The organism is Amycolatopsis sp. NPDC006125, assembly GCF_040614195.1.
Taxonomy (GTDB): domain Bacteria; phylum Actinomycetota; class Actinomycetes; order Mycobacteriales; family Pseudonocardiaceae; genus Amycolatopsis_E; species Amycolatopsis_E tucumanensis.
The window spans coordinates 1-21,046 of the sequence record NZ_JBEXTZ010000028.1; the positions used below are offsets into that span (position 1 = coordinate 1).

At 71.8% G+C, this 21,046-nt stretch carries 19 protein-coding genes; 9 read left to right on the plus strand and 10 right to left on the minus strand.

The window, feature by feature from the left end; genetic code table 11:
* Positions 1-136 precede the first annotated feature (136 nt).
* Entirely contained in the window at positions 137-1,177 is a 1,041-nt protein-coding gene (locus ABZ193_RS16420; RefSeq protein ID WP_354710424.1) for an amidohydrolase family protein, read from the minus strand.
* 255 nt (positions 1,178-1,432) lie between these two features.
* Between ABZ193_RS16420 and rho the strand changes: the two genes are divergently transcribed.
* Genes rho through ABZ193_RS16435 form a run of 3 tightly spaced genes read left to right on the plus strand, consistent with a single transcriptional unit; the run spans position 1,433 to position 4,209 of the window.
* Entirely contained in the window at positions 1,433-2,482 is a 1,050-nt protein-coding gene (gene rho, locus ABZ193_RS16425) for a transcription termination factor Rho (protein WP_354710425.1), read from the plus strand.
* Between the two features lie 53 nt (positions 2,483-2,535).
* Positions 2,536-3,378, plus strand: a complete 843-nt coding sequence (locus tag ABZ193_RS16430) for a GNAT family N-acetyltransferase (protein WP_354710427.1) — start codon at positions 2,536-2,538, stop codon at positions 3,376-3,378.
* Between the two features lie 18 nt (positions 3,379-3,396).
* Positions 3,397-4,209, plus strand: a complete 813-nt coding sequence (locus ABZ193_RS16435) for a class I SAM-dependent methyltransferase (protein ID WP_354710428.1) — start codon at positions 3,397-3,399, stop codon at positions 4,207-4,209.
* On the opposite strand, the gene ABZ193_RS16440 is transcribed toward ABZ193_RS16435, so the two are convergent.
* Both ABZ193_RS16440 and ABZ193_RS16445 read right to left on the minus strand, forming a co-directional pair.
* The gene (locus ABZ193_RS16440) at positions 4,197-4,400 is read right to left on the minus strand and encodes a hypothetical protein (protein ID WP_354710430.1); all 204 of its coding nucleotides are present in this window, start codon (positions 4,398-4,400) and stop codon (positions 4,197-4,199) included. The genes ABZ193_RS16435 and ABZ193_RS16440 overlap by 13 nt on opposite strands.
* Positions 4,401-4,547: 147 nt before the next feature.
* Positions 4,548-5,597: a hypothetical protein gene (locus ABZ193_RS16445; protein ID WP_354710431.1), complete on the minus strand. Its 1,050-nt coding sequence runs from the start codon at positions 5,595-5,597 to the stop codon at positions 4,548-4,550.
* 98 nt (positions 5,598-5,695) lie between these two features.
* Here ABZ193_RS16445 and ABZ193_RS16450 point away from each other — a divergent pair, with 98 nt between their 5' ends.
* From ABZ193_RS16450 to ABZ193_RS16465, 4 genes are all read left to right on the plus strand, one after another.
* The gene (locus tag ABZ193_RS16450) at positions 5,696-6,151 is read left to right on the plus strand and encodes a Fur family transcriptional regulator (protein ID WP_020419158.1); all 456 of its coding nucleotides are present in this window, start codon (positions 5,696-5,698) and stop codon (positions 6,149-6,151) included.
* Positions 6,152-8,428 (plus strand): catalase/peroxidase HPI, encoded by a 2,277-nt coding sequence (katG, locus tag ABZ193_RS16455; RefSeq protein WP_354710432.1) that lies wholly within the window; start codon positions 6,152-6,154, stop codon positions 8,426-8,428. It begins immediately after the preceding gene.
* 171 nt (positions 8,429-8,599) lie between these two features.
* Positions 8,600-10,093: an HD domain-containing phosphohydrolase gene (locus ABZ193_RS16460; protein WP_354710433.1), complete on the plus strand. Its 1,494-nt coding sequence runs from the start codon at positions 8,600-8,602 to the stop codon at positions 10,091-10,093.
* 55 nt (positions 10,094-10,148) lie between these two features.
* Positions 10,149-11,150, plus strand: a complete 1,002-nt coding sequence (locus ABZ193_RS16465; RefSeq protein WP_020419161.1) for a nitronate monooxygenase — start codon at positions 10,149-10,151, stop codon at positions 11,148-11,150.
* On the opposite strand, the gene ABZ193_RS16470 is transcribed toward ABZ193_RS16465, so the two are convergent.
* The 7 genes from ABZ193_RS16470 to ABZ193_RS16500 form a co-directional block, all read right to left on the minus strand.
* Positions 11,065-12,453 (minus strand): 2-polyprenyl-6-methoxyphenol hydroxylase-like oxidoreductase, encoded by a 1,389-nt coding sequence (locus ABZ193_RS16470; RefSeq protein ID WP_354710434.1) that lies wholly within the window; start codon positions 12,451-12,453, stop codon positions 11,065-11,067. The genes ABZ193_RS16465 and ABZ193_RS16470 overlap by 86 nt on opposite strands.
* A gap of 236 nt (positions 12,454-12,689) precedes the next feature.
* Entirely contained in the window at positions 12,690-13,655 is a 966-nt protein-coding gene (locus tag ABZ193_RS16475) for an ABC transporter substrate-binding protein (protein ID WP_020419163.1), read from the minus strand.
* Between the two features lie 19 nt (positions 13,656-13,674).
* Positions 13,675-14,670 carry an ABC transporter permease gene (locus ABZ193_RS16480; RefSeq protein WP_237335029.1) on the minus strand — a complete coding sequence of 332 codons (996 nt, stop codon included), beginning with the start codon at positions 14,668-14,670 and terminating at the stop codon, positions 13,675-13,677.
* Positions 14,667-16,244, minus strand: a complete 1,578-nt coding sequence (locus ABZ193_RS16485) for a sugar ABC transporter ATP-binding protein (protein ID WP_354710435.1) — start codon at positions 16,242-16,244, stop codon at positions 14,667-14,669. The genes ABZ193_RS16480 and ABZ193_RS16485 overlap by 4 nt, the downstream gene beginning before the upstream one ends.
* Positions 16,241-17,089 carry an amidohydrolase family protein gene (locus ABZ193_RS16490; protein ID WP_354710436.1) on the minus strand — a complete coding sequence of 283 codons (849 nt, stop codon included), beginning with the start codon at positions 17,087-17,089 and terminating at the stop codon, positions 16,241-16,243. The genes ABZ193_RS16485 and ABZ193_RS16490 overlap by 4 nt, the downstream gene beginning before the upstream one ends.
* A complete protein-coding gene (locus ABZ193_RS16495) occupies positions 17,086-18,033 on the minus strand; it encodes an aldo/keto reductase (protein WP_354710438.1) in 948 nt (315 codons plus the stop codon). The genes ABZ193_RS16490 and ABZ193_RS16495 overlap by 4 nt, the downstream gene beginning before the upstream one ends.
* Entirely contained in the window at positions 18,026-19,303 is a 1,278-nt protein-coding gene (locus ABZ193_RS16500) for an L-fuconate dehydratase (protein ID WP_354710439.1), read from the minus strand. Before ABZ193_RS16500 ends, ABZ193_RS16495 begins: the two co-directional genes overlap by 8 nt.
* 149 nt (positions 19,304-19,452) lie before the next feature.
* Between ABZ193_RS16500 and ABZ193_RS16505 the strand changes: the two genes are divergently transcribed.
* Positions 19,453-20,310: a fumarylacetoacetate hydrolase family protein gene (locus ABZ193_RS16505; RefSeq protein ID WP_354710441.1), complete on the plus strand. Its 858-nt coding sequence runs from the start codon at positions 19,453-19,455 to the stop codon at positions 20,308-20,310.
* Entirely contained in the window at positions 20,310-21,044 is a 735-nt protein-coding gene (locus ABZ193_RS16510; protein WP_354710442.1) for an SDR family oxidoreductase, read from the plus strand. Before ABZ193_RS16505 ends, ABZ193_RS16510 begins: the two co-directional genes overlap by 1 nt.
* The last annotated feature ends 2 nt before the right edge of the window (positions 21,045-21,046 follow it).

Sequence of the window (21,046 nt, forward strand, 5' to 3'; positions counted from 1 at the left end):
CGCTCCGGCGCGAACGGGAACTCCGCCTGCGGGCCGAACACGTGGCAGTGCGCGTCCACGGTGCCCGGCGGCAGCCGGAAGCGCGGGGTGGACGGGTCGGCGTGCCAGTCGAGCCAGCCCGGGGTCTTGGGCGCGGTCACCGGCCCTGGCCCTTCAGCAGCGCGTCCAGCCGGGGGTAGACCCGGCGGGCGTTGTGTTCCCGGATGGCGGCCCAGTCCTCTTCGGACAGCTTCGCGGCCTCGGCGTAGCGCCGGGTGTCGTCGAAGTGGTGGCCGGTGCGCGGGTCGACGCTGCGCACCGCGCCGATCATCTCCGAGGCGAACAGGATGTTGCGTGCCGGGACGACCTCGAAGAGCAGGTCCGACCCCGGCTGGTGGTAGACGCAGGTGTCGAAGAAGACGTTGTTCAGCACGTGCTCCTCCAGCTCCGGCTTGCCCAGCGCCATCGCCAGGCCGCGGAATCGGCCCCAGTGGTAGGGCACCGCGCCGCCGCCGTGCGGGATGACCAGCCGCAGGTCCGGGAAGTCGCGGAACAGGTCGCCCTGCACGAGCTGCATGAACGCGGTGGTGTCGGCGTTGAGGTAGTGGGCACCGGTGGTGTGGAAGGCGGGGTTCACGCTCGTGCTCACGTGCACCATGGCCGGGATGTCGTACTCGGCCATCTTCTCGTAGACCGGGTACCAGGAGCGGTCGGTCAGCGGCGGGGCGGTCCAGTGGCCGCCGCTCGGGTCGGGGTTGAGGTTCAGCGCGACGGCGCCGTACTCCTCGACGCAGCGGGTGAGCTCCGGGATGCAGGTCGCCGGGTCGACGCCCGGGGACTGGGGGAGCATCGCGGCCGGCACGAACCGCTCCGGGTAGAGGGCGCTGACGCGGTAGCACAGCTCGTTGCAGATCGCGGCCCACTCGGCGGAGGTCTCGAACCCGCCGATGTGGTGGGCCATGAACGACGCGCGCGGGGAGAAGATCGTGACGTCGATCCCGCGCTCGTCCATCAGCCGCAGCTGGTTGGGCTCGATCGTCTCCCGCAGCTCGTCGTCGCTGATCCGCAGGCCGGTGCGGGCCGGCGCGGGGCCGGAGCCGTCCAGCGCGGCGATCTGCTGGTCGCGCCACGCCGCGAGGGCGGGCGGGGCGGTCGTGTAGTGGCCGTGGCAGTCGATGATCAAGATCGTTCCTCGCACGTCGTCGTTCGCTGCCGAGTAGCCTAACCGTCGACGAAATTGTTGACAATCTCTTCGTCAAAATTGGTGCGACGGGCTTGTCTCTTGCGGAGTGAGCCGAGCCTGGGCTACAGTGCGCTTGATCTCCCGGATGCCGGCCCAGCCGCCCGCGGGATCGTCCTTCCTCTCTCTGCGACTCCCTCTCCCGGCGAACCGCGAGTCCGGGTCGTCCCGTTCCGGCGCTTTCCGCGCCGTCTTCCCTTTTGGAGCACCACCATGCCCAGTCACGGCATTCTCGACATCCACGGCAAGACCGCCACCCTCGGCGGCACCACTGTCCCCTTCGGACTCGTTCGCGCGCACGGCCTCCGGCGCGGCGACGAGATCCTGCTGGAGGGCCAGGAACTGATTTCGGTCAACGGCGCCGATCCCAGCGGCCGGCGTCCGGAGTTCGACCGGCTCACCCCGGTCCACCCGGACGAGCGGCTCGTGCTGGAAACCGGCCGCCACCAGCTCACCACCCGCGTGCTCGACCTCGCCGCGCCGATCGGCAAGGGGCAGCGCGCGCTCGTCGTCGCGCCGCCGCGCACCGGGAAAACCTCTGTCCTGCAAGCGATCGCGCACGCCGTCGCCACCAACCACCCGGACGTGCACCTGATGGTGCTGCTGGCCGACGAGCGGCCGGAGGAAGTCACTGACCTCCGCCGGTCCGTGCGAGGTGAGGTGATCGCGTCCACCTTCGACCGCGCGCCGGCCGAGCACACCGCCGTCGCCGAACTGGCTCTGGAACGTGCGAAACGCCTGGTGGAGACCGGGCGCGACGTCGTGCTGCTGCTCGACTCGCTGACCCGCCTCGGCCGGGCGTACAACCTGGCCGGACGGGCCTCCGGGCGCATCCTGTCCGGCGGTGTCGACGCGGGCGCGCTGAACCCGATGAAGAAGATCCTCGGCGCCGCCCGCAACGTCGAGGACGGCGGCTCGCTCACGATCATCGCCACGGCGCTGGTCGGCACCGGTTCCCTTGCGGACACGGTGTTCTTCGAGGAACTCAAGAGCACCGGCAACGCCGAGCTCCGGCTCGACCGCGCCCTCGCCGACCACCGCGTCTACCCGGCGATCGACCTGTTCGCGTCCGGCACCCGTCGCGACGAGCTCCTGCTGTCGCCCGCGGAACTGACGGTGATGACGGAGGTCCGGCGCGCGCTGGCCGGCCAGGATCCGCGGCGCGCCACCGAACAGTTCCTGGAGCAGCTCCGCACGACGCGGTCGAACGCGGAGTTCGTCGCGCGGGTGTCGGCGACCCTGCGCACGCCCGCGGCGGCCTGAGCGCGCCGGAAATGGGAGGAACTCCGGCGGGCCCGCCCGCTACGCTCCCGGCCGTGAGCGCACTGTTCTGTGATTTCCCGCTGGCCGAGCGCATCGAACGCGCCGAAGCGCGGCGGATGGCCGAAGCCACCGAGAAAGCGCGGAAGCGGCCCGGTTCGGCCGCGTTCGTGCTGCCCGTCGCCGGGGGAGTGGCGACTTTCGCCGAGGCCGGGTCGCCGTTGAACAAGGTCGCCGGCCTCGGGTTCGGCGGCGTGCCGGACGCGGAGACCCTGGCGGGCGTCGAAAAGGCGTTCGCCGCGGTGGGGAGCCCGGTGCAGGTCGAGCTCGCGCACCTCGTCGATCCCGGGATCGGGGCGGCGCTCACCGCACGCGGGTACCGGCTGGAGTCCTTCGAGAACGTGCTGGGCCGCGACCTCCGCGGCGCCGCGGACCGGGTCCTGCCGGAGGGTGTGGAGATCCGGCCGAGCGGTGACGAAGACTTCGCCGCCTGGCTCGATGCCGCGACGGACGGCTTCGGCCACCCGGACGACCAGGATCCGCCATCGGACCACCAGTTCCCGCGCGAGGTCCTCACGCGGGCGATGCGTGACCTGTCCGAGGGGAACGTGCGTCGGTACGTGGCGCTGTGTGACGGGGTCGTCGCCGGTGTCGCCAGCATGTGCGTGGTGGACGGCCTGGCCCAGTTCACCGGGGCCGCGACCCGGCCCGGCTACCGGCGGCGGGGCGTGCAGACCGCGCTGTTGTCCGCCCGGCTCGCCGACGCGGCCGGGGCGGGCTGCGACCTCGCCGTCGTGACCACCCAGCCGGCGTCCCGGTCGCAGCACAACGCCCAGCGGCAGGGGTTCGAGCTGCTGTACACCCGCGCGGTGCTGGGTACAATCTTCACAAACTTGTGAAGTGTCTGAAGGAGCGCGATGCCCGGGGTGCGGTTCACCGAAGAGCAGTCCACCAACCTGGCCACCCTCTACGGGCGGGCCCTCGACGCGCGCTCGGCGAACCCGCTGCTCGGCGACACCGCCGCGGCGGAGGCGCTGGAGCGCATCGACTACGACTTCGGCAAGTTCGGGATGAACCGGAACCTCGCCCTGTCCGTGGCCGCCCGGGCGAAGGTGTTCGACGACCTGTTGCGCGACTTCCTGCGCTCGCACCCGCGCGCGACCGTGCTGCACCTGGGCGCGGGCATGGACAGCCGGGTGTTCCGGCTGGACCCGGGCCCGGAGGTGGCGTGGTTCGACATCGACTACCCGGACGTGATCGCGCTGCGCGAGCAGGTGTACCCGGCCGGCCGGCCCGGGTACCGCACGATCGGCTCGTCGGTCACCGACACGCGCTGGCTGGCGGAGGTGCCGGCGGACCGCCCCGCGGCGATCGTCGCGGAGGGGCTGACGATGTACCTCGACCCGGACGAGGGCAGGGCCATGTTCCGGGCGATCGTGAACCACCTGCCCACGGGCGAGGCGATCTTCGACGCGTTCAGCCCGCTCGGCATCCGGCTGCAGAAGCTGAACCCGGTGGTGCGGCGGTCGGGCGCCCGGCTGCGCTGGGGAATCGCCGACCCACGCGAGCTGGAGGCGACGGGCTTGGAGCTGGCGCAGGTGCTCTACGCGCCGGAAATGGCCGCGCCGATGCGGGACCGGGCTTCCCTGACGGTGCGGGCGCAGCTCGCCGTCCTCGAACGGATCCGCCTCTTCCGCGAGATGGGCAGGCTGCTGCGTTACCGCTTTTGAGCGGATGCCGCTTCGGCGGGCGCTGCCGGTGGCGGCGCCCAGGGCACCGGCTGCCCGTCGCCCGCCCATCCGCCGGGGCCGAGGACAGCCTGGTAGGAGCCGGTGTAACCGAGCCAGTGCAGGATGAGGAGGTTGAGGTAGTGCCGGGTGAGCAGCCAGGTGTCCCGGACGAGACCGTCGAGGTGGTACACCTCGTCCTGAGGCGCGTTCGGGTGAACGAGCCTGTTGCGGATGGTGCTGATCGCGCTCGGCCCGTCCAGTGGCGCGCCCGTTCTTCTCTCCGCTCTGGCGAAGGCGGCAATGGCGGGTTGGCGCCGCTCGTCGATACGCGTGTCAATTCACGCCGCCTCGAGCATCGTGCGGATGCGCCCGTGCGCGCGGAGGGCGCCGTACTGGTTTTTGCTCATTCCGCCGGTGAGTTTGAGGACGACCCAGGTCAGCAATTCGAGAGCGGAGAACGCGGTCATCGTGCGTTGTTCGACCCGGCCCGCACGATTGACCTCGACGGCCATCGACAACAGCAGTTTGAGGGTGTGACTGCGATCGGGATCGGCGAACGCATCGTAGGTGCGGGACAGAAAATCGCCGAGGTCGTGGCTGTCGGGGTAGTGCAGCCACGCCAGGCCGCCGTCGCGCCCGGGCTCGCAGAAGACGCTGGCCCAGTGCCGCCAAACCATCGCCCCGGCGGAGTCGAATCCGACCGGAGCGGCGGGCGCCACCCAGCGCCCGAAGGCGAAGGACATCCCGAAGTGCAGAGCGAGCTGCAAGGGTTCCAGTTCTTCAACGGTGAAGTCGGCACCGTCGGCCCTGCTGACCTGCATGACGTGGGTCATCGCGAAGTTGTGCTCGCTAGCCAGCGTTTCCCAAATCCTCGGGTGGTCGCTTCGCCTGTCGAGGGTGAGCTGCCACGGACCCAGTTCGAGACGCGATCGGCCGGTCCATGTCGATCTGCCATCACGGCCGCGTCGCCGCAGCAAACCCGGGCTGTGGACCGGTGGGAGGTTCATCCAGTGGTAGAGCACCCGGCGCAGGGCCGTCTCGTCACTGCCGATGGACTGGGCGTGCAACGTTCCCTCGGTCAGGGTTCGCCGTAACCCGGCCACTTCGTGACGGTCAGGCCCTTGCCGGATTTGCAGGTGGACGTCGGTTTCCCTCAGCGCGTTCCATGCCCAGCGGTCGGAGGGGATCTCGTCGAGTCGCCAGACGACGGCGAGGCGGGATCCGCACGTCAGCAGGATACGGCCGCGCCACTGCTGATCATCTGCTTCGACCAAGGGACCGGCGTAGAGCTGGATGTCCGCACCCGGCTCGTTGTACGGGTAGACGGGAACCAGTGGTTCCTCACCCTGGTCGTCCGTCGGGACTGTGGGCATGGTCCATCGAACCACGGCCCGATCCCCGCGAACCGGACACCGGCCGACCCCCTCCCGCACGGAGGTGGACCCTAACTTGATTTGTTCCAGACAAGTGCTCTAGGGTCTGCCGCGTGACGTCGGAGGACTTCGAGGCGCAGCTGCGGGCTGTCTCGTTGCGTGTGACCCGGCCCCGCCTGGCGGTGCTGTCCGCGCTGCGCGACCACCCGCACGTCGACACCGAGAAGGTGATCGAGCTGGTGCGCGCCGACCTCCCGACCGTCTCGCACCAGGCCGTCTACGACGTCCTGCGCGCACTCACCGACGCCGGCCTGATCCGGCGCATCCAGCCGGCCGGCGCGAACGCCCGCTACGAGTCCCGGGTGGGCGACAACCACCACCACGTCGTCTGCCGCTCCTGCGGTGCGATCGCCGACGTCGACTGCACCGTCGGCCACGCCCCCTGTCTCACCGCCTCGGACGACCACGGCTTCGTGATCGACCAGGCGGAGGTCGTCTTTTGGGGCGTGTGCCCCGACTGCTCGGCCGCCGCAGTTCCCAACGAAACCGCCAGCTCGGAAGGCAAGTAGATGAGCGACACCCAGGACAACACCCCCTCGAGCGCGCAGGGGGTGGACAAGAAGGCGGCGGCCGGGTGCCCGGTCGCGCACGACTCGGTGACCTCGCACGGCAGCGAGAGCGAGAACCCGGCCATCGACTCGCCGACCCCGAAGTCGAGCGGGCGTCCGCGGACCAACCGCGACTGGTGGCCCAACCAGCTCGACCTGTCGGTGCTGCACGCCCACGACTCCAAGAGCAACCCGCTGGGCAAGGACTTCAACTACGCCAAGGAGTTCGCCAAGCTCGACGTCGACGCCCTCAAGCGCGACATCGAGGAGGTGCTCACCACCTCGCAGGACTGGTGGCCCGCCGACTTCGGCCACTACGGCGGCCTGATGATCCGCATGAGCTGGCACTCCGCGGGCACCTACCGCATCCACGACGGCCGCGGCGGCGCCGGTGACGGCGCGCAGCGCTTCGCCCCGCTGAACAGCTGGCCGGACAACGCCAACCTGGACAAGGCGCGCCGCCTGCTGTGGCCGGTCAAGCAGAAGTACGGCCAGAAGATCTCCTGGGCCGACCTGCTCGTGCTCGCAGGCAACGTGGCGCTGGAGTCGATGGGCTTCAAGACCTTCGGCTTCGGCTTCGGCCGCGAGGACGTCTGGGAGACCGAGGAGGTCTACTGGGGCCCCGAGGACGACTGGCTGGGCGACGAGCGCTACGTCACCGACTCGGAGATGGTGCCCGAGCTCGGCGCCACCGAGATGGGCCTCATCTACGTCAACCCGGAGGGCCCGCGCGGCAGCGCCGACTACATGGCGGCGGCGCACTTCATCCGCGAGACCTTCGGCCGCATGGCGATGAACGACGAGGAGACCGTCGCCCTCATCGCCGGTGGCCACACCTTCGGCAAGACCCACGGCGCCGGCGTCGCCGACGACCACGTCGGCCCGGAGCCGGAGGCCGCCCCGCTGGAGGCGCAGGGCCTCGGCTGGCTGAGCACCCACGGCAGCGGCAAGGGCCCGGACACGATCACCAGTGGTCTCGAGGTGACGTGGACCGACAAGCCGACCCAGTGGAGCAACCGCTTCTTCGAGATCCTGTTCGGCTACGAGTGGGAGCTCACCACGAGCCCCGGCGGCGCCAAGCAGTACGTGGCGAAGGACGCTCCGGAGATCATCCCGGACCCCTACGACCCGAACAAGAAGTACAAGCCGACCATGCTGACCACGGACCTGGCGCTGCGGTTCGACCCGGTCTACGGCAAGATCTCGCGCCGGTTCCTGGAGAACCCGGACGAGTTCGCGCTGGCGTTCGCCAAGGCCTGGTACAAGCTGCTGCACCGCGACATGGGCCCGATCAGCCGCTACCTCGGCCCGTGGGTGCCCGAGCCGCAGCTGTGGCAGGACCCGGTGCCCGCCGTCGACCACGAGCTCGTGGGCGAGTCCGACATCGCCGCGCTGAAGGCGAAGGTCCTGGAGTCCGGCCTGACCACCCAGCAGCTGGTCACCACCGCGTGGGCGTCGGCGGCGAGCTTCCGCTCCACCGACAAGCGCGGTGGCGCGAACGGCGCCCGCATCCGGCTCGAGCCGCAGCGCAACTGGGAGGTCAACCAGCCCGAGCAGCTCGCGCCGGTGCTGGAGAAGCTCGAGGCCATCCAGCGCGAGTTCAACGAGGCGGGCGGCGCGAAGATCTCGCTGGCCGACCTGATCGTGCTGGCCGGCTCGGCCGCCGTCGAGAAGGCCGCGCGTGACGCGGGCGTCGAGGTGACCGTGCCGTTCCACCCGGGCCGCACCGACGCCAGCCAGGAGCAGACCGACGTCGAGTCGTTCAAGGTGCTGGAGCCGCGCGCCGACGGGTTCCGCAACTACCTGCGGGCCGGGGAGAAGCTCCAGCCGGAGGTGCTGCTGGTCGACCGCGCCTACATGCTGGACCTGACCGCGCCGGAGATGACCGTCCTGGTCGGCGGCCTGCGCTCGCTGGGCGCCAACTACGGCGGCGCCAAGCACGGTGTGCTCACCGACCGGCCGGGCGTGCTCACCAACGACTTCTTCACCAACCTGCTCGCGCCGGGCACCCGGTGGAAGGCGTCGGAGTCGGAGGAGAACGTCTACGAGATCCGCGACGTGGCGACCGACGAGCTGAAGTGGACGGCCACCCCGGTCGACCTGATCTTCGGCTCCAACTCGCAGCTGCGGGCCCTCTCGGAGGTCTACGCCAGCGACGACGCGCGCGAGAAGTTCGTCAACGACTTCGTCGCGGCCTGGACGAAGGTCATGGAACTGGACCGGTTCGACCTGGCCTGATCCGGTCTCCGCAGCGGCGAGCCCGGCTGATCCTCCGGATCGGCCGGGCTCGTCCCGTTGTGCCGAGGTTCGCCGGACCGGGCTGGGCGAGGTCGCCCCCCGACGGCCGGCCCGTCGTCACCTCAAGCGCAGAAGTAGCGGACCGGCGCCCCGGCGCGTCAAGCTGGGGGAGTGACGGACGGGCGGATCCGGCTCGCGGAGGTCCTGGCGGCGTTGTCGATCGCCACGGACCTCGGGCTCGGGCAGCCCGCCGGGCACGCCGCCCGCACCTGCCTGCTCGCGATGCGGCTCGCCCGCGCGCTCGGCGTCGGCGGCGCCGAACTGTCCGATGTCTACTACGTGTCGCTGCTGCGGTACATCGGCTGCACCGCGGACGCGTTCGAGGTGGCGGCGCTGGCCGGCGACGAGATCGGCATCGCCGCGGCGGTGGGCCCGGCCGTGATGGGGGAACCGGCCGAGGAGGCCGCCGCCGTCGCGCTGCCGGGCGGGAACGCGGCCAAGGCCGTGGTGATGGCGACGCACTGCGAGGCCGCCGAGTTGCTGGCCGGACGGCTGGGGCTCGGCGCCGGGGTGCTCACCGCCCTGCGGCACGCGTTCGAGCGGTGGGACGGCCGGGGCAACCCGGCCGGGCTGGCCGCGGAGGCGGTGCCGCTGCCGGTCCGCGTCGCCGTCGTCGCCCGGGACGCGGAGCTGTGGCACCGGCGGGCCGGGTACGCGGCGACAGCCGAGGTGCTGCGTCACCGTCGCGGCCGCGCCTACGACCCGGCCGTGGTCGACGCGATCCTCGGCGGCGGCGAGCCGATGCTGGCCGGGACCGCCGTGCCCCCGTGGGAGGAGGTCCTGGCGGCCGAACCGGCTCCGGTCCACATCGGAGGCGACCGGCTGGACACCCTGCTGGCGGTGGCCGCCGACTTCGCCGACCTGAAGATCCCCTACGCGCTCGGGCACTCCCGCCAGGTGGCGCGGCTGGCCGAAGCCGCCGCCCGCGACGCGGGACTCGGCGACGAGTGCGCGGTCCGGCTACGGCGCGCGGGGCTGCTGCACGATCTCGGCCGCACCGGCATCAGCAACGTCGTCTGGGACCAGCCCCGGCCGCTGTCGGCCGACGAGTGGGAACGCGTCCGCCTGCACCCCTACCTCACCGAACGCATCCTGGAGCGCACCGCGTTGCTGCGCCCGCTGGCCCGCCTGGCCGGGGCCCACCACGAGCGGCTCGACGGCGGTGGCTACCACCGCGGCAGTCCCGGTTCCGCGCTCGGCATGGCCGAGCGGGTCCTGGCCGCCGCGGACTGCTACCAGGCGATGCTCCAGCAGCGGCCGCACCGGCGGGCGCGAACCCCGGCGGAGGCGGCGCGGGAGCTGGCTGCCGAGGTCGCCGGCGGCCGGCTCGATCCGCGGGCGGCGGCCGCGGTGACGGCGGCGGCCGGGCAGACCTCGGTGCGGCTGCCGTCCCGCTGGCCCGGCGGCCTCACCGACCGGGAGGTGGACGTGCTGCGGCTGGCCTGCCGCGGACTGTCCAAGCCGCAGGTCGCCCAGGCGTTGTGCATTTCGGTCAAGACGGTGGGCCGTCACCTGGAGAACAGCTACGCGAAGATCGGGGTGTCCAGCCGCGCCGGAGCGGCCCTCTACGCCGTGCACCACGGCCTCCTCGGCGAGACCGGGTGAAAGATGGGGCGATCGCCCGAGGCGAAGACCGGGCCGCCCGCGCAGACTTTCCCCCATGCGAACCACACTCTGCGATCTGCTCGGCATCGAGGTGCCGATCATCAGCGCCCCGTTCGGCCCGTTCGACTCGGTCGGCCTCGCGGCCGCCGTGTGCGAGGCCGGCGGCCTGGGCAGCCTGGGCACGGCGATCCGGCCACTGCCCGACCTGCGCGAGCAGTGGCGCCGGCTGCGGGAACGCACCGCGCGGCCCTTCGCCATCAACCACACCACCCGGCCCTTCGACGAGGAGGTGTTCGCCGCGAGCCTGCGGGCGCGGCCGTCGGTGATCTCCTTCCACCTGGGCGACCCCGGCGACCTCGTGAAGCGGGCGCACGACGCCGGTTGCGCCTGGGTGCAGCAGGTCATGGACGTCGACCAGGCGCGCCAGGCCCTCGACCGCGGCGCCGACGTGCTGATCGCCCAGGGCACCGAGGCGGGCGGGCACAGCGGCTTCATCGGAACACTGGCGCTGGTCCCGCAGGTGGTGGACGTCGCGGGGGCGGTGCCCGTGGTGGCCGCGGGCGGGATCGCCGACGGCCGCGGCCTGGCCGCGGCGCTCGCGCTCGGCGCGCAGGGTGTGGCGATGGGCACCCGGTTCCTCGCCACCACCGAGATGGCGATCAGTCCCGAGTGGAAGCAGCTGCTCGTCGAGGCCGGTTCCCGCGACGCGGTGCACGAGGACCTGCTCGACGTGCTGCTGCCGCCGTACAACCGGCCGCGCCACCCCGCGCAGGGGCGCCTGCTGCGCACCCCGTTCCTGCGCGAGTGGGCGGACCGGCGGGACGAGCTCCCCGAACGGATCGGCGAGATCGGCCGCGAGGTGGTCGCGGCCGTCCTGACCGGGCGGGGCCACGAGTACCTGCCGTTCGCGGGGCAGTCCGTCGGCCTGATCGGGGATGTCCGTCCCGCGGCGCAGGTCGTGCGTGACGTCGTCAGCGAGGCTGAAACGATCCTGTCCGCGCTGGGGCGGGACCGGGCACCGCGGCCGGCCGCGGGAGCGCCCGTCCCGTCCCGGTGACGCGTGCCAGGATCGACGGCCGCATCAGGGCGGACGGCGGGTCCAGGAACGCGCTCACCCGCATGAACTGCGCCGCCACCACCGGATCCTCTTCGGCGGCGGTGAGCACCTTCGCCACGTACCGGTTGACCAGCCGCACGGGCAGCGGTCGCGGCGCCTCGATCTGCGGCAGCGCCAGGTCGCTGCCCACCGACAGCTTCCACGCCACGCCGATCGGTTTCGCCGCGGCGCGGAAGAACCGCCGGGCCAGGTGCCGATCGCCCTGGCGCAGGCCGTCCCGCAGCGCCAGCGCCTCCAGCGCGGCGACGGACATGCCCTGCCCGTAGATCGGGTTGAAGCTGCAGATCGCGTCGCCGAACACGAGCAGGCCGTCCGGGAAGCGGCGAAGCTTGTCGTAGCGGCGCCAGCGGCTCGCCGGGAAGGCGAAGGTGGCCACGTCGGACAGCGGCTCGGCCGTCCGCAGCGCCTCGATCAGGTGCGGGGGCGCGCACTGGGCGGCGAAGTCGACCATGGCGTCGTACCGGGGTGACGGGTGGTCACCGGCGTAACCGGCGACGGTGAACAACCAGGTGTCGTCCTCGTAGGCGAACAGCGCCATGCCGTTGGGCCGCTCCGGGGTGGCGCCGACGACGACCAGCGTCTCCGGGACCGCACCGGGCCGCAGCCGCACCAGGCGGCTGGTGTACCGCAGCTGCACCGGGACCTCGACCTCGGCCGGCCGCCGGTAGCCGAGCTCGGCCAGCCAGGCCGGCGTGCGCGCGCCGCGGCCGAGCGCGTCGACCACCAGGTCCGCGCTCAGAACCTCCTCGGGGCTGCCCGGCACCCGACGCTGGAGGCGCACGCCGGTGACGCGGTCACCGGCCGCGGTGGCGGTCAGGCCGGTCACGTCGCAGCCGTCGCGAAGGTCAACAGTGGACAGTCGCCGGACCCGGTTGCGCACGTGGGTCTCGAGGAACGGCCTGCTCGGCTGGTGCATCGGCGGCAGCTCCATCTCCGGCGACAGCCGGTGCCCGCCGGGGGAGAAGTGCAACCGCGAGTAGTCGGTCAGCACCGTGCCGCCGTCGGCGACGAGCTCGCCGAGCAATCCGGGGAACAACTCCTCCACGATCTCCCCGCCGCGCGGCAGCAGCGCGTGGACGTGCCGGCCCTGCGGGATGCCGCGCCGGTGCGCCACCGTCTCGCCGAGGTGGTCCCGCTCGACCACGGTCACCCGGTCGTAGAACCCGGCGAGCACGCGGGCCGCGAGCAGCCCGCCCATCCCCGCGCCCAGCACCACCGCGTGCGTCCGCTCCTGCGTCGTCATCGTCCCGCGCCTCCTCCGTGGTCGCCCGTTTCCTCCGGCCAGCGTGACCGGATCGCCGGGGCGATGCATGGAGGAGAGGTGGGGAAAGTGTGGAGACTCCGCGGTGGCCGTCGTCCACACCGGACTCGCCGAACTCGCGGGTTTGTTGTCCACGCGGTGCGGCCGCGACCTGGGGGGCGCCCACGGCGAGGGCCGTGGACGGCCCCGTCGTCACCGTCCACGGCCCTCGCCCGCGGTCACTGGTACAGCGCCGCCTGGATCTTGGGGTCGTTGATGTTGCTCTTGTCGTACCAGTAGTACGCCGTGTCGATCCGCTTCGGCAGCTGCTCGCCGTTGATGGCCTTCAGCGAGGCGTCCACCAGCTGCCTGCCCATGTCCACCGGGTCCTGCGTCACGGCGCCCGCCATCAGGCCGCTGTTGATCGCGTCGATCTGGGCCTTCCCGGAGTCGAACCCGACGATCGTCAGGCCCTGCCGCCCGCTCTCCTGCACACCCTTGATCACGCCGATCGCCGAGCCCTCGTTGGAGGCGTAGATCCCCTTCAGGTCCGGGTTGGCCGCGATGATCGACTTGGTGATGTTGGCCGACTCCAGCTGGTCGCCGCCGCCGTACTGGGGCGCGAGCACCGTGATGCCCGGCGCGTTCTTCGCCATCCAGTCCAGGAACCCGTCCCGCCGGTCCTTGCCGGACAGGCTGGTCTGGTCGTGCACCACGAGCGCGACCTTGCCCTGCCCGCCGATCTGCTCGGCCAGGTGCTTGGCCGCCTCCGCCGCCGCGGCCTTGTTGTCCGTGGCCACCGTCGTGACCGGGATGTCACTGTCCACACCGGAGTCGAACGCCACCACCGGGACGTTCTGCGCCTTCGCCTGCTGCAGCAGGGGAGCGGCGGCGCGGGAGTCCAGCGCCGCGAACCCGAGCGCCTGCGGCGACTTGGCCAGCTCGTTGGTGAGCATGTTGACCTGCTGCTCGACGTCCTTCTCGGTGGCCGGGCCGACGAACGTCGTGCGCGCGCCCTTCGCGGCGGCCTCGTCCTCCGCGCCCTTCTTCACGGCCTGCCAGAACTGGTGCTGAAAGCCCTTCGACACGATGGCGATGAGCGGCCCGTTCCCGCCGCCCGCGGTGCCGCCGCCCTGGCCGCACGCGGTCATCGTCAGCGCCAGCACGGCGCCGGCGACCGCCGCGACGATCTTCTGCGTCCTCATCAAGAACTCCTTTGTTCTCTCAGGCTTCCCGTTTCCGGATCCGGTCGGTGTAGACGGCCACCAGGATCACGCAGCCGAGGATGACGTTCTGCCACTCCTGCGGAATCGACATGATCTGCAGCCCGTTGTTGAGCACCGAGATGATCAGCGCGCCGATCAGGGTGCCGATGATCGACCCCTTGCCGCCGGACAGCGACGTCCCGCCGATCACCACCGCGGCGATGGCCTGCAGCTCGTAGCCCATGCCGGTCGCCGGCTGCGCCGACCCGAGCCGGGCGGAGATCATCACCCCGGCCAGGCCGGTGAACAGCCCGGCGAACGCGTAGATCCCGACCTTCCACTTGCGGACGTCGATGCCGGACAGCGCGGTCGCTTCCTCGTTGCTGCCGATCGAGTAGGTGTAGCGGCCGAGCACCGTCTTGGTCAGCAGCACCCCGGCGATGATCGCGATCGCGGCGAGGATCAGCACCGCGTTCGGCACGTTCGGGATCAGGTTCCCGGCCGAGATCTCGATGTAGCCGGGCGAGTCGCTGAAGTAGATCGGCGTGCTGTTGGACAGCACCAGCGCCAGCCCCTCGGCGACCAGCATCATCGCCAGCGTCGCGATGAACGGCGGGATCTTCAGCAGCGCCACGTTGATCCCGTTGACCAGCCCCATCAGCCCGCCGAACAGGATCGCCAGCGGCACGCCGATCCCCAGCGGCAGCCCCGAGTTCACGATGAACACGCCGGACATCACCGCGCACAACGCCATGCCGGTGCCGATGGACAGGTCGATGCCGCCGGTGATGATGACGAACGTGGTGCCGATCGCGAGCGTCCCGATCACCACCGTGGAGAACAGGATCGCGATGAAGTTGCCGTAGGAGAAGAAGAACGGGCTGACGATCGAGAAGAACGCGTAGATCACGATGAGGCTGGCGAACGCCAGCAGCTGCTGCAGCCTGCTCCTGATCGCGCCGGTGACTCCGCCGGCCCGCTGCCGCTCCGTCACCGGAGCCTTCACCGTGGTCATGACCGACCTGCCTTCTCTTCGGGGGCGAGACCGAGCTCGGCGGCGTCGGCCGGGTTTTCGTCCGGCCGCAGGGTGGCGTAGTGCATGATGTTCTCCTGGGTCGCCTCGGCGGCGTCGAGCACGCGGGTCACGCGGCCCTCGCTCATCACCACGACGCGGTGGGACATGCGCAGGATCTCCGGGAGCTCCGAGGAGATCATGATGATCGACTTGCCCTGCCCGGTGAGTTCCCGCAGCAACTGGTAGATCTCCTCCTTCGCGCCGACGTCGATGCCGCGCGTCGGCTCGTCGAAGATGAGCACGTCGCAGTCCTTGGCCAGCCACTTGGCGATGACGACCTTCTGCTGGTTGCCGCCGGAGAGGTTCTTCGTGGTCTGGTCGAGCGACGGGGTCTTGATGCGCAGCGCGCCGATGTAGCGGCCGGCGGTCGCGCGCAGCGCGCCGTCGCGCACGAACCCGGCCCTGGTGAACTGGTCCCGCAGCGCCGACAACGCGATGTTGGCCTTGACGTCCTGGTCGAGCAGCAGGCCGAACCGCTTGCGGTCCTCCGACAGGTAGCCGATGCCGAGCTTCGCGGCGTCGGCCGGGTTGCCGATGCGGACCGGCTTGCCGTGCAGGGTCACCGTGCCCGCCTCGGTCTTGTCCGCACCGACCAGCGCCCGCGCGACCTCGGTGCGGCCGGCGCCCATCAGCCCGGCGAAGCCGAGGATCTCGCCCTGCCGCAGGTCGAACGACACGTCCTTGAGCAGGTCCCGGGTGCGCAGGCCGTCGACCCGCAGCACCACCTCGCGGTCCGCGCGCACGCCCTCGGGACGGGCCTCGGTGTCGATGGCCCGGCCCACCATCAGCGCGATGATGTCCGGGGTGGCGGCGGTGGCCATGTCGAGCGTGTCGATGTACTCGCCGTCGCGGATCACGGTGACCCGGTCGGCGATGCGCTTGATCTCCTCCATGCGGTGGGAGATGTAGATGACGCCGGTGCCCGGCCGCACGAACCGGCGGATCAGCTCGTGCAGGGTCGCGACCTCGGCGTCGTTCAACGCGGCGGTCGGCTCGTCCATGATCAGCACACGCGGGTCGTAGGACAGCGCCTTGGCGATCTCCACCATCTGCTGGTTGGCCACGGTCAGCTCTCCCACCACGGCCCGCGGGTCCAGGCGCAGGTGCAGCCGGTCGAGCAGCTCGGCGGCGTCCGCGTTGAGCTTGCGCTCGTCGAGCAGCAGCCGCCCGCGGCGCGGCTCCCGGCCGATGAAGATGTTCTGCGCGACCGTCAGGTGCGGCACCAGGTTGAACTCCTGGTGGATGATGCTGATGCCCAGCTCCAGCGCGTGCCGCGGGCCCGAGGGCTGGTAGGGCTCGCCGCCCAGCCGGAACCGGCCCGCGTCGGCGGTGTGGATGCCCGACAGCAGCTTCATCAGCGTGGACTTGCCCGCGCCGTTCTCGCCGACCAGCGCGAGCACCTCGCCGGAGCGCAGCTCCAGCCGCATGTCGTGCAGCGCGCGCACGCCGGGGAAGCTCTTGTCCACGCCTTCGACTTCGAGCAGTGGTTCCGTCATCGTCGCGACCTCGCTCATCGCACCCGCTCCGGCACCCCGTAGACCGCGCTCGCGGTCCCCGACAGCACCCGCGCCCGGTCGGGCGCGGGCAGTTCGCCGATCAGCGCCGACAGGACCTCCCACGCCCGGCCGTACCCGCCGTGCGGGACGGTCATCGGCCAGTCCCCGCCGTACATCAGCCGGTCCGGGCCGAACAGCTCGACCGCCGCCTCCACCGCGGGCCGCGCGGACTGCACGGTCAGCGGCTCGCCGGGCCGCTGCAGCCCGGAGATCTTCGCGACCGTGTTCGGGTGCGCGGCCACCGTTCGCAGCGTCGCCAGCCATTCGCGAAATTCATCGGGGGCGGCGGGCGGCTTCCCGAGGTGGTCGACCACGATCGTCAGCTCCGGCAGGGCGGCCGCGAGGTCCGCGACCTGGCGGAGGTGCCGCGGCCAGGCGTCGGGGACGTCGAAGGGCAGGCCGCGTTCGGCGAGCAGGGCCAGCGAGCGGCGCACCGCAGGCAGGTCGAGGAAGTCCGCGCGCGGGTCGTCGTGCACCAGGTGCCGCACGCCGCGGAACGCCGGGTGCCGCTGCCGGCGGTCGAGCTGACGGCGGGCGGTGTCCGGGTCGTCGAGGCGGACCCAGCCGACCACGCCGGCGATCCAGTCGTGTTGGCCGGCCTTGGCGAGCATGAACTCGGTGTCGGCCTCGGAGTCCTCGGCCTGCACCAGGACGGCGGTGGCGATCCCGGCGGCGTCCAGTTCCCGCCGCGCCTGTCCGGCGGTGAAGGTCCGGTGCAGCGGGCTGCCGGGCGGCAGCCACGCGTAGTCGCTGACCGTGAGGTCCCACAGGTGCAGGTGGGTGTCCACGACGTGCTCGGTCATGTCCGGATCAGCCCCTTGTCCCGCAGGGTGGTCCACAGGTCGGCGGGCACGGCGGCCGTCAGCCGCGCGGCGTTCTGCCGGACCTCGTCCGGGGTGGCCGCGCCGGCGACCACCGCGCGCACCGCCGGGTCCCGCAGCGGGAAGTGCAGCGCGGCGGTGGGCAGGTCGACGCCGAACTCGTCGCAGATCCCGGCGATTTCCCGTGCGGTGTCGACAACGTGCAGGGGAGCGGTGGCGTACTCGTAGCGGCCGGCGGGTTCGGGCGTGGCGAGCAGGCCCGAGTTGAACACGCTCGCGACCGCGACGCCGATCGAGCGGGTGTGGCACTCGGGCAGCACCTCGTCCAGCGCGGACTGGTCGAGCAGCGTGAACCGGCCGGCGACCATCAGCAGGTCGACGATTCCGGTGCGGGCGGCCGCGGCGAGCGCGGCCACCGATTTGGAGCCGACGCCGATCGCCTGGACGACGCCCTCGTCGCGCAGGGCGGCGAGCGCGGGCAGGCCGGACGCCAGCGCCGGTCCGAGGTCGTGCTCCTCCGGATCGTGCAGGTAGAGGATGTCGACGGAGTCCAGTCCGAGGCGGGTCAGCGAGTCGTCGAGGCTGCGCCGCACCCCGTCGGCGGAGAAGTCCCACACCCGGCGGTGGCCGGCGGGCACGGCGAAGTGGTTCGCCTCGTCGAGGCGGTTCGCGCCGTCCGGATCGGGCACCAGGAGCCGGCCGGCCTTGGTGGACACCACGAACTCGGCGCGCGGCTTGCCGGCGAGGAAGGCGCCCAGCCGGCGTTCGGACAGGCCGAGGCCGTAGTGCGGGGCGGTGTCGAAGTGCCGGATCCCGCTGTCCCACGCGGCTTCCAGCACCGCGTGCGCCTGCTCGTCGCTCATCGGCGCGTACAGGTTGCCCAGGTTCGCGGCGCCGAGCGCGAACGGGCCCGGAACCTCAGCCATGGGCATACTCCCGCAGAGATGCCGCGTGCATCTCGGTGCCCGCGCCCGGGGCCTTCGGCGCGAAGTAACGTCCACTGTGGACGTCGACCGGAGTGACGAAGTGCTCGTGCAGGTGGTCGACGAACTCGATCATCCGGTCCTCGGTGGTGCCGGACACCGCGACGAAGTCGAACATCGCCAGGTGCTGCACCGCCTCGCACAGGCCGACCCCGCCCGCGTGCGGGCAGACCCGGACGCCGAACTTGGCGGCCAGCAACAGGATCGCGATGTTCTCGTTGACCCCGGCCACGCGGGTGGCGTCGAGCTGCAGCACCGACAGCGCCTTGGCCTGCAGCAGTTGTTTGAACAGCACCCGGTTGGCGCCGTGCTCGCCGGTGGCGACCGGGATCGGCGCGACCGCCTCGGCGATGGCGGCGTGGCCGAGGATGTCGTCCGGGCTGGTGGGCTCCTCGATCCAGGCGAGGTCGAACGGGCGCAGCCGCTCGATCCAGGCGATCGCGTCGCCGACGTCCCAGCGCTGGTTGGCGTCCACCGCGATCCGCACGTCCGGCCCGCACACCTCGCGCGCGATCCGCAGGCGGCGCAGGTCCTCGTCGAGGTCGGCGCCCACCTTGAGCTTGATCTGGCGGAAGCCGTCGTCCACCGCTTCCCGGCACAGGCGCGCGAGCTTGTCGTCGTCGTAGCCCAGCCAGCCGGGGGTGGTGGTGTAGGCGGGGTAGCCCTCGCTGAGCAGCCGCGCTTCCCGCTCGGCGCGGCCGGGCTGGGCCGCGCGGAGGATCTCCAGCGCCTCGTCGCGGGTCAGCGCGTCGGTCAGGTACCGGAAGTCGACGAGGTCGGCGATCTCCTCCGGGGTGAGCGAGGACAGCAGCTGCCACAACGGTTTGCCCTCCCGTTTGGCGCGCAGGTCCCACAGCGCGTTGACGGCCGCGCCGATGGCCATGTGCATGATCCCCTTCTCGGGGCCGAGCCAGCGCAGCTGCGAATCGTGGACCAGTTCCCGCCACAGCCCGCCCAGGTCCGCGAGCGTGGTTTCCACGTCGCGGCCGAGGAGGTGGCCCTCCAGTGCGCGGAGCGCGGCTACCTGGACGTCGTTGCCGCGGCCGATGGTGAAGACGAAACCGTGGCCCTCCAGGCCGTCGCCGGCGTCGGTGACCAGCCGCAGGTAGGCGGCCGAGTAGTCGGGGTCCGGGTTCATCGCGTCGGAACCGTCGAGCGTCTGCGACGTCGGGAACCGGACGTCGTGCGTGTGCAGGGCGACGATGCGTGCCACGGACCCACTCCCTTGTACGCCTCGGTGACGACGCCGACGATAGAGATCCGATGTCTGCGCCGTCAAGGCTCGCGCGTGGCGGGAAGGGTGGCCTAGGATCTTGGCGAGCTCGATGAAGAGACCCGACCAATACCGTGAGGAAGTGAACCGTGCACCTCGTCCGCCTCGGTCCCGCCGGCCAGGAACGACCCGCCGTCGTCGCCGGCGGCACGACCTACGACCTGACCGGGCTGACGGCCGACATCGACGGCGCGTTCCTCGCCGGAGGCGGTATCGCGGCGGTCCGGGCCGCGTTGGAGGCCGGCGAGCTGCCGGAACTGCCGGACGCGGACGCCCTGCGGGTGGGCGCGCCGATCACGCGGCCCGGCGCGATCATCTGCATCGGGATGAACTACGCCGAGCACGCCGCCGAGTCGGGCTCGGCGCCGCCGGACGTGCCGATCATGTTCCTCAAGACGCCGAACACGCTCGCCGGGCCGCACGACCCGGTGACGATCCCGCCCGGCAGCGAGCGCACCGACTGGGAGGTCGAGCTCGGCGTCGTGATCGGCAAGCGGGCGCTGTACCTCGACTCGCCGTCGCAGAGCCTCGCGCACGTCGCCGGTTTCGTGCTCGGCAACGACGTCTCGGAGCGGCAGTACCAGCTCGTCGATTCCGGCGGGCAGTGGAGCAAGGGCAAGTGCGCGCCCGGGTTCAACCCGCTCGGGCCGTGGCTGGTGACGCCGGACGAAGTGGACCACGCCGGGCTGCGGTTGCGCAGCTGGGTCAACGGCGAGCCGCGCCAGGACTCCACGACCGCGGACATGATCTTCGGGGTCGAGCACCTGGTGTGGCACCTGAGCCGGTACCTGGCGCTGGAACCGGGTGACGTGATCATGACCGGCACGCCGCAGGGCGTCGCGCTGTCGGGGAAGTACCCGTACCTGCGGCCGGGCGACGTGGTGGAGCTGGAGATCGAGGGCCTGGGCAGGCAGCGGCAGGAGTTCGTCGCGGCGGAGGTGGCGTGATGGGCGAGTTCGACGGGCTCGTCGCCGCAGTCACCGGCGGGGCGTCGGGGATCGGCGCGGCGATCGTGGCGGCGCTGCGGGAGCGCGGCGCGCGGGTGGCGGCGCTGGACCTGACCGAGGTCGAAGACGGCGTGCGGGTCGACGTGAGTGACGACGAGTCGGTGCGGCAGGGGATTTCCGCGGTGGTGGACCGGTTCGGCGGGCTGGACATCGTGGTGAACAACGCGGGCATCGGGGCGCAGGGCACGGTCGCCGACAACGACGACGCCGAGTGGCTGCGGGTGCTGGACGTGAACCTGCTCGGGATGGTGCGGGTGAGCCGGGCGGCGCTGCCGCACCTGCGCCGGTCCCGCGCCGCGGCGATCGTGAACGTCGGCTCGATCGCGGCGACGGCCGGGCTGCCGCAGCGGGCGTTGTACAGCGCGTCGAAGGGCGCGGTGGCGGCGTTGACGCGGGCGATGGCCGCCGACCATCTGCGGGAGGGGATCCGGGTCAACTGCGTGCACCCGGGCACGGCCGACACGCCGTGGATCGGGCGGCTGCTGGAGCGGGCGGAGGACCCCGAGGCGGAGCGCGCGGCGCTGGAGGCGAGGCAACCCCACGGGCGGCTCGTGTCCCCGGCGGAGGTCGCGCACGCGGTGGTCTACCTGGCGAGCCCGCTGGCGACGTCCACGGCCGGGGTGGGCGTGGCCGTGGACGGCGGGATGCAGGACCTGCGGCTGCGGCCGCGCTGACA